A 12,731-nucleotide genomic window follows, 5' to 3' on the forward strand; every position below is an offset into this window, starting at 1 on the left:
GGGCATGCGCTTTATGAACCGGGAAAAAGCGGCAAGGAATACAGTGGCGACGGGAGAGGCGGCACAGAGCGTCAGGCTGCGCCATTTCGCCTATGCCTCGATTGCCCTGCTTCTGGCAGGCGGCGTCTTTGCCATGGTCTATCTCTTCATCAGCACCACCCACCGTGCGGACCAGTTGGCCCTGCGCCACGAGCGCGCCCTTGTGACCGAAGCACTGGAACACAGTCTTGAGCTGGAAGCCCGCCACCAGACCTTCATCGCCGTCAATGACAAGACCGCGCGCGAAGTCCAGATCGACGACCGCATCGACGATGCCTTCGCCCGTGACATCGCCCGCCAGATGTGGCTCGACTTTCACCATGACTGGACGCTAATCGTGGATGGCCGCAACAAGGCCATCCTTGTTGCCGCCGAAGACGAAGTCGTCCCACCCCTCGCAGGACAACAGGTTCTGGACGCGACCCGGGATCTCATCGCCAAGGCCCGTATCGGTTACCAGACCGTCCGCCGTCCCTCGGCCGACGGATACAAGGTGAAATATGTCGAAAAGGGTGAACTCGCACCGATCTATGCGACCGACGTCCGCAATGTCGACGGCAAACCGGCGCTCGTCAGCGCCATGGCGATCGTGCCGGAAACGGCAAACCTGTCGCTTCCCGACGGCCCTCCGGGCGTGATCGTGTCGGTCGCGCTGATCGAGGAGGCGTTTCTCTCCGAGATTGGCGAAACACTGCTGCTTGAGGACTTCACTTATGTCGCCGGCAGCGACCATCACGCGGCCAGCGTGCCGGTTTCCGCGCACGGCCACCGTCCAATCGGCTATTTCGAGTGGACGAGCGCTGCGCCCGGCAGCAAGATCCGGAACACGATCGGCCCGATCGCGGTCCTTCTGGTTCTGATGTTCATTGCCATCGGCATCGTCTTTGCCCGCAAGCTGGCACAGAAATCAAAAGCACTGGAAGACAGCGAAACGCTCAATCGCCGCATGGCGACCCACGACCTGATGACCGGCTTGGCCAACAGGCCGCGCTTCCACGCCGTGTTCGATCGCGCCATGGAGACCTGCCACGAGACACCCTGCGCGGTCATGGCCATCGATCTCGACCGGTTCAAGGCGGTCAACGACACCTTTGGGCACGAAGCCGGCGACATGGTCATCCGCCAGGTTGCGGTGAGGCTGCGCAAGGTCCTTGCCGGCGACGCGCTGGTGGCCAGAACCGGCGGCGACGAATTCATGGCCCTTCTGCGCGGCCCGGTCGACGACAACCGCATGCGCTGGCTGTCCGATACGCTGATCGAGACAATCGCGCAGCCCATTCCCGTTTCCGGCGGCCTGGCGCAGATCGGCGTCAGCATCGGCTGGGCGGCAGCCCCCAGACATGCCGACACCGCGTCCCACCTTCTGGCCCTGGCCGACCAGGCGCTCTATTTCGCCAAGGAAAACGGACGCAACATGGCGGTCTCCATCGAGGATCTCTACCGGCAGAACCCGGTTGTCCCGGTCAACGGAAACGCCGGCGGGCAGCGCGCAGTCAACGGCTGACCCGGAATACCTTTACGAAAGACAAGGCCTGTCACCGGAAACCGGGCAACAGTGGTGTGCGGACGGTTGACGTGGACCCGCACGGCACAGTGTTCGCGCATCCGCAAAAGAGACGCGAACCATCAGCACAACTGCCGCGATTCGCTCAATTCTTTCACATTAAAGAAAACTGACAGGTCAAATTTCCGGGCTGCAGTCTTTCAGGACGCCTGTGTCCACATCTAATCTTGAGGCAATCACGTTGTTCCGCGCCGGAACCTCACCACGACTTTGTGATGAATAAGACTTGTTCGGCAGACACTTATCTGCCGGCCAAAGCATCGTCATCGGGCGCGGACGGGCCGGATTGAAATCCCGGTCACAACCCGCGCCTGCAATTGGTTAACAAACAATTGACACGTTGAAGCCCGGCCCCGGATAGTTCGTTCAGTTGCGCATCCGCGTCCGGGTGCCTTGGGTGTTTCAGAGTCTTCACGGAGTGGTCCCATGACGACCAGCAGGAGTCTGCGCAAGCGCGGACACCGGTCTTTTTTGCGCTTTTTTGGGGCGATCGCCACATCGTTAGCGGTGTCTGGGTGTGGTGAAACAGCATTCGACTACAGAACCGGAGCGGGTATTGGAGCCGATCTGTACTCACCCGGCATGGAAAGGGCGACTCAGCAACTCCACCAGTATATTGGTTTCCTTTGCCAACAGGCGGAGTTTTCTTCTTTTAGCCCGGAAAATGCACGCGCCTGCTTACACAGAGTCGAGCAAAGCGGCAATTGGTCGATAATCGTTCACACAGGCTTTAATGACATTGACCGCCGCTGCGACGATTACCTGGCGTGGATGGAACAAGCACGTCTGAGACGCGACTTCGGCGTATCGCAACTCAATGCAATCAGCAATCTTACTAATGCGATCCTCTTGGCGACAACGCCAGCGTCCGCCAAGGCTATCGGAATTGTTGGTTTAGCTTTCGGCTACTCTCAAAAACTGTTCACCGACATACACACGCTGATCAATCTCGGTATCGAAAACTCGACCATCAAGACAATTGTCAGTGAACGTCGTATGGCATTTCGGCAAAAATTCAGCGATACCAAATTCACCTACAAGCCGAATGTCATCCATACGCTTCGCTCGTATCTGCGCATTTGCATGCCCTACACAATTACAATGGATGTGAACACTTACGCCCGCGCGACAGCGACAGGCACAACAGAACTCGTCCGGAAGCTAGACGACCCAGCTCAGATCGCCGCATCTCTTGCAAGAACAACACCCTTGAAACCTGAGCAAGAGTTTGGAACCGGTCGACCCAAAGGCCTAGGCCCGGTATCTGGTAAGGACTTTGACAAGGTATTCAAGAACCCCGCGAACTACGAAAAACAAGACCTTAAACTGGTTCAAGAAGCGATGTGTGTTCAAGGATACAAGCCTGGGATCGTCGATGATCCGACAATTAACGCCATCAAGATTTTTGAGGATACGCCCTTTCGAAGCGATAACTTCCCAGATTTCCGCAAACCGCTAAGCAACGGAAAACTCGACGATTTCGAGGTAGAGTTTCTTACTTCTTGGGGGACATGTGATACGTCCAAATATAAGAATATCTTTGAGCGTGTTTGGTTTGAGCTGGTTACGGATGAAGAAAGAAAAAAACGCACCAAGGGTATGATTGGTCTCATGAACCGGTCCTTCGATCCTGACCTCGACGTCGATTTGGATCTAAACAACGCTGATTTACGCAATGCAATAAAGACGATCCGCGCAAATTTCGGCCTCACGGATGAGACCAAGGGATCTGCAGACCAGGTCACATGGTCACTTCTCAAAAGGCTCAGAAACCCTGCATCCGCAACACAGTAACGCGAGGGCAAGATGGCACTGACATTCGTGATCAGCGATACTGACGCCGGTTTCATTGAACTCGTCGATGACAAAGATGCTCCCTCTGTTTCGAACGGCATGGCTCTCGCCGAAGGTGATCTTGTTGTTGCAGAGCCCGATGGCGAGAACAACGACCAGACTTGGATGTTTGTGCACCTCGAAGGCGACAAAAGCATCAACGGCTTCGTAGAGGTCAAGTTTCTTCACGAGCCAGCGCCCGGAAGTATCATCGACGTTCCGCTTTCGCTCATCCCGTTTGTACGCTCATGCGCCCGTGCGGAGTATGCGTCCATATCACCGGGTAGCGGCACGTCCATGCCAGTCGTTGCCGACTATTTGCTTGCTTGGGCCTATGTGGAAAGTCACTCTGATGACCAGCCTTTTTCTAACCTCAAGCCCGACATGTCTAGCTCCGATGCTCAAGGGCCATTTAGACTTTCGAGCACAGATTGGAAGGACTATCAGGCATCTGCCGAGCGTATGGGTGCCAAGGTTTCAGCTTTCGAACGACACATTCCAAACAGTCAAGTTGGCGGCGCTGCATACAAGTCGTTGCGGGACGCCGAAGCTTTCGCAGGCCTGATTAACCCGACCTCACCACCAGTGGACGGTCCTCACGTACCGAGCTACCTGAACGTATTTCACTGCCATCTGCTAGGTACAGCAGCTGCTCACAAGTTCCACGAGTTAAAGGAAAACGAGAATGGTTCCACGAGCGTCTCAGACGCGCTCGAACCGCTAATGACCAAGCCGAAGCTGGATGCGCTGCTGAAAGATCGTAAGAGGTTTCTAACGAAGGATGATGTTCCCGTCACGGTGAACATGTTTTTTGAGATCACGTCGCAGGCACTTTCCAAAGGCTTCAAGAAAGCGCTACCTCTCATCCGGGAACATGCAGATTTCCTACTGCCCGACTTGAATACGTTCGGAGGAGACGCGCCCTGGCTCAAGGTCGCAAGAGAGGAGAAAAAGCTCTGGGACGGTGAAGGCCTGAATGAAGCCAACGGCAAGGGCCTGAACAAAGTAATCGAGTATTTTAAATCGGTGAATCTTGAAACATCCGAGAACAAACCTTGGTGTGGGGCGTTTGTTGGACATTGCCTACTGAATTCTGACCCGTCATTTAAAGCAACGATCGTGAAAGAAGGCGCGCGGGCGGCAAACTGGATGAATTGGGGCAACATTAATCTGCGCCAGTTTGATCTCCGGGACATCCCTCTCGGCGCGATTGTCGTAACTATCCCGTTGGCAAAAGGCGCCTCTGGTCACGTCGGATTTTTCGCTGGAAAGGTGGACGGCACAGAGAAGGTGGTCGTGCTCGGCGGAAACCAAAGTGACAAAATTACCGAACAACATGTACACAAAAACAAGATACGACATATTCGTTGGCATCAGGAACTCTCAACAAAAGGCAACACATCAATCGGATCAAAGACAGATCCCAAATTTTCAAATTTGCTTGCGTTGATTGCCCGGAAGGAAAGCGGCGGCAACTACAATGCGTTCTTTGGTAATTCCAAGAATTTGAACAAACCAGAATTCACAAAGATGAGTCTCGCCGCAGTCCGAGAGTGGCAGGATGAATTTGTTCGCGAGGGCAGCAAGTCCTCTGCTGCAGGAAAATACCAAATCATAAGAGATACGCTTGACGGATTGATAACCAGTCTCAATCTGACGAAATCTGAGCTTTACGATGAAAACTTGCAAGACGCGATGGCTATGCAACTAATTTCAGAGAAAGGTCTCGATGCGTTTCTCGATGGAACGATCTCGATAACCAACTTTGGTTCGCGCCTTGCGCAAGTTTGGGCGGCTCTTCCCGTTCTGAAAAAACTAACCAACAACAAAAACCGAACAGTACTTAGGGGACAAAGCTACTACGCCGGAGATGGGCTGAACAAAGCCCATGTTATGCCAGAAGAAGTCGAGAGCGTTCTGGCAGAACTTTTAGAAGCATAGCCAGACATCTCTCTCCTGACACCCTTGTGTCAGGAGACTGACAGGAAGTTCGGAAAACCTGCGTGAAGCCGGGGTCGCCCCCTTTCCACGCGTGCGGAACCGGACCATATTGCCTTCCATGCAGAAGCGTTCCTCCAAATCCCGTTCCGAAGACACCGCCGCACCCGAAGGGTTCGGCGAAGCGCCGCAGAAGCCTCTGTCCGGCACACCGCTTTCCGGCTCCATCAGCGACTGGGCCGCCGAGATCGCGGAAGAGGCCGACAAGCCTGCGCCGAGTGCGAAATCAAAAATCAAGGACCCGGCCGCGCCGAAGGATCTTGCTCCGGGTGCACCCGGTACCATCAGCCGCACTGCGCGGACCTCGTCGCGCGAGCGCGAGCGCGCGGGCGGCGACGGAGCGGTCGCCAAGGACGTGCAGGAAGGCCGCAAGGCGAAGCTCTCTCCCAAGGGGGCGAAAGCCAAGGGCAAGATCGAAAAGCCGACGAAATCGGCGCGAGGCACCTCCATTGGAAAAGCCGACAGTGCGCGCGAACGCGCAGCCGGTGGTCTGAACCCGGTGGCCGGTCTCGACATGTCGCTGGAGGAGGCCGAACAGCTCGAGGAAAAGCTCAAGCAGCACAAGAAGGACAACAAAAAGAAATCGGCGGCGGACGGCCGCTACGGTGATCTCGGCGGCAACCAGGGCGCGACCGCGACCGTGGAGGCCCTGTCCGCTTTGATTGAATCCGGCAACCCGCTGCACAAGAACGGTGAATTGTGGGTGCCTCACCGGCCGGACCGTCCGGCCAAGTCCGAGGGCGGCGTCGAGATCGTCCTGAAATCGGAATATCAGCCCCAAGGCGACCAGCCGACCGCGATCGCCGAACTGGTCGAAGGCATGGAGACCGGCGAGCAGACCCAAGTGCTGCTCGGCGTCACCGGTTCGGGCAAGACCTACACCATGGCGCAGGTGATTTCCCGCACCCAGCGCCCTGCCCTGATCCTGGCGCCAAACAAGACCCTGGCCGCGCAGCTCTACGGCGAGTTCAAGACCTTCTTCCCGGACAACGCGGTCGAGTATTTCGTCTCTTATTACGACTATTACCAGCCGGAAGCCTATGTCCCGCGCACGGACACCTATATCGAGAAGGAAAGCTCGATCAACGAGCAGATCGACCGCATGCGCCACTCGGCCACCCGGGCGCTGCTGGAGCGCGACGACGTCATCATCGTCGCCTCGGTCTCGTGCATCTACGGTATCGGCTCGGTGGAAACCTACACCGCGATGACCTTCGCCATCGAGGTCGGCGAGCGCATCGACCAGCGCCAGCTCATCGCCGATCTGGTCGCCCTGCAATACAAGCGCAACGACGCTGCTTTCCAGCGTGGTGCGTTCCGGGTGCGCGGCGACACGATCGAGCTGTTCCCGGCCCACTACGAGGACCGGGCCTGGCGCATTTCCCTGTTCGGTGACGAGATCGAGTCGATCACCGAGTTCGACCCGCTCACCGGCAGGAAGTCGGGCGAGCTGAAAAGCGTCAAGATCTACGCCAACTCGCACTATGTCACGCCCAAGCCGACGCTGAACCAGGCGATCAAGTCGATCAAGGACGAGCTCAAGCACCGGCTGGAGGAGTTGAACACCCATGGCCGCCTGCTGGAGGCGCAGCGTCTGGAACAGCGCACCATGTTCGACCTGGAAATGCTGGAGGCGACCGGCTCCTGCGCGGGCATCGAGAACTATTCGCGCTACCTGACGGGCCGCAAACCGGGCGAGCCGCCCCCCACCCTGTTCGAATACCTGCCCGACAATGCCATCGTCTTCGCCGACGAAAGCCACGTCACCATTCCGCAGATCGGCGCCATGTACCGCGGCGACTTCCGCCGCAAGGCAACGCTGGCCGAATACGGCTTCCGCCTGCCGTCCTGCATGGACAACCGGCCGCTGCGCTTCGAGGAATGGAACGCCATGCGGCCGCAGTCTGTCGCCGTCTCGGCGACGCCCGGTTCCTGGGAAATGGAACAGTCCGGCGGCGTCTTCGCCGAGCAGGTGATCCGCCCGACCGGTCTCGTCGATCCGGTGATCGACATCCGCCCGGCCTCCACCCAGGTGGATGATCTCCTTGGCGAGGTGCGCGAGGTTGCCCAGAAGGGCTACCGCACGCTTGTGACCACGCTGACCAAGCGCATGGCCGAGGATCTGACCGAATATCTTCACGAGAACGGCGTGCGCGTGCGCTACATGCACTCCGACATCGACACGCTGGAGCGCATCGAGATCATCCGCGACCTGCGCCTCGGTGCCTTCGACGTGCTCGTCGGCATCAACCTGCTGCGCGAGGGTCTCGACATCCCCGAATGTGCGCTGGTCGCCATTCTGGACGCGGACAAGGAAGGGTTCTTGCGCTCCGAAACCTCGCTGATCCAGACGATCGGCCGCGCGGCCCGGAATGTCGACGGCAAGGTGATCCTTTACGCCGACAACATGACCGGTTCCATGGAACGGGCGATTGCGGAAACCACCCGCCGCCGGGAAAAGCAGCTCGGCTACAACGAAGAGCACGGCATCACGCCGGAAAGCGTCAAGCGCAACATTGCCGACATTCTCGACAGCGTCTACGAGCAGGATCACGTCACGGTGGATGCGGGCTTCGCCGAGGAAGGCTCGCTGGTCGGCCACAACCTTGCCGCCCATATCGAGGACCTGGAAAAGCAGATGCGCGACGCTGCCGCCGATCTCGACTTCGAGACCGCCGCGCGCCTGCGCGACGAGATCAAGCGCCTTCAGGAAACCGAGCTTGCCGTCGCAGACGATGCCATGGCCCGCCAGTCCGACGTCGACGGCCGCACCGGCGGCTTCAGGGGCGACCGCAAGTTCGGCGCCGGCGGCACCAAGGAGGGCGCCAGCGGCAAGAAAAAGGAAACCGCCCGGGATCGCGCGAGAGCCGCCAAACAGAAATCCGCCCTCCCCGCCCCCAGCGCCAAGGTCCGCAAGAACACCCTCGACGAAATGACCGTCGGCCGGACCGAAGTCCCGCTCGGTTCCGACGACCCGGTCAAACCGGTCCGCCGCGGCAAGATCGGGGCCGGATCCTATGAAGACCCGGTGGATGAGAAGAAGCGAAGAGGCCGGCCGAAGAAGAGCGGGCGGCCGGGGCAATAATCATTGCACTTGCTCTGGGAACGGCATTGGATCCCCGATCAAGTCGGGGATGACGGCTGAGATAATCTGCACGCCGGCTACCCCCACGCGTCATTCCGGACAAGCGCAGCGGCGCTGCGTGAGGATCCGGAATCCAGACATCAGCGCGAGCGCAACGAGCTCCGAATCCATTGCAAACTATCGTTTGATGAAAGACGTGCCTTTGGCGCGGAAGATGTCTGGATTCCGGATCGGCGTTCGGCATCGCCTTACTTGTCCGGAATGACGGCCGAGGGGAGTCCCCGCCCCCACCAAACACGCTGTCCCGGACCTGATCCGGGACCCCGGCAGTCAATGCAAACAGGCCCCGGCTCGGGGCCGGGGCGGCGCGGATTGTGTGGCAGCCTTCACCCCAGCGCATACACATCCACCCTGTCCGCGAGCCCTTTCAGCTCCTGCCTGTCGAAGCGTTCCAACCCCTCGCCCGCGTGTCCCATCATTGCCGTGTCCATCAGCACGGCCTTGCCGAGCATCTTGCCGTGGGCTTCGAGACGGGCGGCGCGGTTGACGGTGTCGCCATAGACCGTGAAGGCCTGACGGCTGGAGGAGCCGATGCTGCCCGAGGCGACCATCCCGGCGGCAAGGCCGATACGGATGGAAAAGCCGGCGGCCTCCGCTTCGTCGAGGAGTCCTCGGCTTGCAGCAATCGCGTCGCGTTCCGGTGCATCGCTGTCGATCGGTGTACCGAAGGAAGCCATCAGGCCGTCGCCGGTGAACTGGATGACGACACCGTCATGGCGGGAAATCACCTCCGCGCATCCGGCCAGAAACCCGTTCAGGCGATCGATCACCTCGCCCGGCGCACGGCCGGCGGAATAGGCGGTGAAGCCGGCAATGTCCATCACCAGGATCGCGGCATGACGTTCCTGCGGGGCGAGCGCCGCCGGGTCGTCGATCAGCCGGCGGGCAACCGCTTCCGGAACGTAGCGCCCGAGCGTTGCCGCGACCTGTTCCCGCTCCGCCTGCGCCCTCACCTGCGCCCGGAACACGCGCCGGGCCCGGACAACCGCAAGCGCCAGGATACCGGTCGCGATGAACAGGAACCCGGTTTCCTCAACCCTGTTGCCGTTGCCGATGAAGTCCGGCGACAGGAACACACCGACATAGGCGTCGTACCCGGCGCCGGGCGTGAGATCACCCCAGGAGAGCGTGCGTTCCATTCCGGAAACGACGATCAGGAAGGCCGTCCACCACCCGGCGACCACAGCTGCGCCTGTCCAAAGCACGAGACGCGGTGACAGCGACAGGGTTGCCATGGCAACCAGCGGAAACAGGTAGTAGATGCCGTAAGCCCGGAAGGCGAGGATCTGGGGCACGTCGCCGCTCCGGCTGATCGGGAAGAATGCAAACGTCATGCAGATCCCGATCGCGTCGACGAGATAGATGGCATATTTCATCCACCAGCGGTCGAAGCGCGTGCCGATAAGGCTCGCGTGACCGATTCCGATCGCGGTGAAAGCGCCGAGCCCGACAAAGATCCAGGGGTTCGGGTAAAACCCGGTGAAAGCCCAGGTCCCGCCAACCCAAAGGAAGGCCGCGCCGACGGCAATCGTCCGGCAGATGATCGCGAGGCGCAGCCCCCGCCGTTCCGCCTGTTCCAGGCGGTCTTCACCCGGCGCAGGAGCTTTGGTTGTCTGTTGCGTTTCAGAAGCGGTCAACGGCAAGCGGTCCTTTGGCGGCAAACGGTCCGAAAGAGACATATAGGACGGACACGCACAGCCGTCGTCCCATTCGGCCGGCTTCATCGGATTTCCCGCGGGTATAAGGAATTCCGACACCATTCCATGATACCCATGGAAGCGCCTGAAACGACACGCTTCGGCCCGGGGGAATTCGTGACGAGACTATTTATTGCTGCCTTTGCCGTTGTGGCCTTCACCGGCCCGGCCGGGGCGGAACTGGCCCGCACCACATTCGGCGACTGGACAGTCCGCTGCAACGACAAGAATTACTGCATCGCCGAGACAAAGGGCGAAAGCTCCAACGACGAGGCCTTCCGTCTGAAGGTGGAACGCGGTGCCAAACCCGGCAGCGATGTCTTCGTTACCCTGCGGCCTGCGACCGAGCTGGATGTCGGCATGCGCGCGCGCATCGAGATCGAGAGCCTCGACGAAGACAATTACGGCTATTTCGGCACGGTTTCGAAGATCTACACCGGCAACGAGATGACCTTCGGCGGCGATCCTCACCGGGATCTCGTTGAAAAACTGCGCCTGGGCGAGGACGCTCAAATCCAGATCGACTTTGGCGGATCAACCGGCACGCTCACCTACTGGGTCAAGCTGGCCGGCCTGACCCATGCCTTGCTGGCCATGGACGAGGAACAGGGCCGAATCGGCCGTCTGGATGCGGTTGTTGCCTGGGGTGGCCTGCCGGCGGACGGCTCCGTTGCCATCGCACAAGCTGCTCCGAAAGCTGCCGCCGCACCGAAGCAGACCGAAGCGGCGGCCCCTCCGGCACCCGCGAACGATCTTCCCCCTCCGGTCATGCCCTCACAGGACCTGTCGACCGGCGCCCGCGGCCTGGTTTATACGGTCAACGAACTGCCCGACACTGTCCAGATGATGGGCACGCGCACGCTGGACTGCCAATTGGACGAAACCCTGCCCGCCTATGGCGCGCAATTCTATGCCGAGGGCGACGTGGAAACCTGGGTCGTGCCCTGTTCCATGGCCGATGCCAACGTGCCCTATTTCATGGCGGTTCACATTCCCTTCAATCCGTCCCTCGACGAATGGAAGGAATTCGAGACCCCGCCGGATTTCAACCAGCCCAATCACGCGCTGGTCAACAATCTCTTTTTCGATCCGGACACGGGTGGCGTCACCGGCACCACCTACTATTCGCCAAACTATGATTGCGGCGCATTTGAACGGCACGAAATGATGGCCGAAAGTGGGGACTACGAGCTTGTCGAATATCTGGAAAAGCCCACCTGCGACGGCGTGACCGGTCCGGCGGAGGGCTGGCCGCTGAGCTGGACCATCGACGAGATGGGCAATTGACCGGACCACAGAACAGGAAACGGGAACCGAATACCGATGAGCAGATGGCCTCTATTGGGAGTTGCGCTCGCAGGCCTGCTGGTTGCCTCCGTGAGTAAGGCGGAGACACGCCGTGTCCCGGCGGAATGGGAACCGCAGGCGGCTGTCTGGATGCAGTGGCCCGGCAGGTATGAGAAGGACATGCGGCCCGCCTTTGCCGACATCATCCAGGCGGTGCAAAAGCACGAAAACGTTCACCTGCTCGCCAATTCCGAAGGGGCACGGAAGGCGGCCGCCGAATTCCTGATGAACCGCGGCGTCAGCGTTGCGAACGTGACCTGGCACATCATCCCGATCGACAATGCCTGGATGCGCGACAACGGGCCCATATACGTCACGGACGGCGAAACGCTCTCGATCCAGAACTGGGCTTTCACCGGGTGGGACGGCACCACGGGGGCCACCTACCGCAAGGACGACCGGGTTCCGGTCCATCTCGGTGCCCTGCTCGACATGGAAGTCGACGACCGGACGGACTACGTGCTGGAAAAGGGCAATCTCGAAGTCAACGGTGCGGGCATCGCCCTTCTAAACTGGGATTGCCAGGATCAGCGCAATCCGGGCCTTACGAAAGAAGAACACGAACAGATCCTGAAAGCGGCCCTCGGCCTGACGGAGATCATCTGGTCCTACGGACACCATCCCGACGACATCACCACGGGTCATATCGATGGCTCTGCGCGCTTCATCAACCCGACCACCGTCGCCCTTGCCGACACCGGCGAGGAAACCGAAACCCGGCTTGCAGAAGACCTCCGGACCCTCGGCTTCAACGTCGAATGGTACCCCGGCGACGTCAACTGGCTTGTCGGCGACGGCTATGTTGTTGCCATGAGCGAGCTTGACGAAACGCTCGACGCATCCCTGAGACAGGACCTTCGGCGCTATTTCCCCGGTCGCGAGGTCTATCTGGTCGACGCCTGGTCCATCGCCGACGGCGGCGGCGGCATTCACTGCGTAACCAACGATCAGCCGGAACTTTGAAAAGGGACTGCCTGCGGCAGGAATACATCTGAATTCCAGATCAGCGTGCAGCACGGCTGCACTTGTCCGGAATGACGTTGTTTGCTTCTTTTATCCGTCATTCCGGACGGTCTGCAGCAGAGCTGCATGGCCAGATCCGGAATCC

The 12,731-nt window shown here is 59.6% G+C and carries 7 protein-coding genes; 6 read left to right on the forward strand and 1 reads right to left on the reverse strand.

Going from position 1 to position 12,731, the window contains the following annotated elements:
- Positions 1-13: 13 nt before the first annotated feature.
- The 4 genes from RBB49_RS25270 to uvrB all read left to right on the forward strand — a co-directional run bounded on the left by RBB49_RS25270 (position 14) and on the right by uvrB (position 8,519).
- The gene (locus RBB49_RS25270) at positions 14-1,543 is read left to right on the forward strand and encodes a diguanylate cyclase (RefSeq protein ID WP_306145693.1); all 1,530 of its coding nucleotides are present in this window, start codon (positions 14-16) and stop codon (positions 1,541-1,543) included.
- A gap of 486 nt (positions 1,544-2,029) precedes the next feature.
- Positions 2,030-3,397 carry a hypothetical protein gene (locus tag RBB49_RS25275; protein WP_306145695.1) on the forward strand — a complete coding sequence of 456 codons (1,368 nt, stop codon included), beginning with the start codon at positions 2,030-2,032 and terminating at the stop codon, positions 3,395-3,397.
- A 12-nt stretch (positions 3,398-3,409) separates the two neighbouring features.
- Entirely contained in the window at positions 3,410-5,377 is a 1,968-nt protein-coding gene (locus RBB49_RS25280; RefSeq protein ID WP_306145697.1) for a hypothetical protein, read from the forward strand.
- A 118-nt stretch (positions 5,378-5,495) separates the two neighbouring features.
- Entirely contained in the window at positions 5,496-8,519 is a 3,024-nt protein-coding gene (gene uvrB, locus RBB49_RS25285) for an excinuclease ABC subunit UvrB (protein ID WP_306145699.1), read from the forward strand.
- 386 nt (positions 8,520-8,905) lie between these two features.
- Here uvrB and RBB49_RS25290 read toward each other — a convergent pair whose 3' ends face one another.
- On the reverse strand, positions 8,906-10,303 hold the full coding sequence (locus tag RBB49_RS25290; protein ID WP_306145700.1) for an adenylate/guanylate cyclase domain-containing protein: 1,398 nt from the start codon (positions 10,301-10,303) through the stop codon (positions 8,906-8,908).
- 90 nt (positions 10,304-10,393) lie between these two features.
- Between RBB49_RS25290 and RBB49_RS25295 the strand changes: the two genes are divergently transcribed.
- Entirely contained in the window at positions 10,394-11,563 is a 1,170-nt protein-coding gene (locus tag RBB49_RS25295; RefSeq protein ID WP_306145701.1) for a DUF1176 domain-containing protein, read from the forward strand.
- A 36-nt stretch (positions 11,564-11,599) separates the two neighbouring features.
- Entirely contained in the window at positions 11,600-12,586 is a 987-nt protein-coding gene (locus RBB49_RS25300) for an agmatine/peptidylarginine deiminase (RefSeq protein ID WP_306145703.1), read from the forward strand.
- Positions 12,587-12,731: the final 145 nt, after the last annotated feature.

It is taken from the genome of Roseibium sp. MMSF_3412 (genome assembly GCF_030733265.1).
Lineage (GTDB): Bacteria > Pseudomonadota > Alphaproteobacteria > Rhizobiales > Stappiaceae > Roseibium.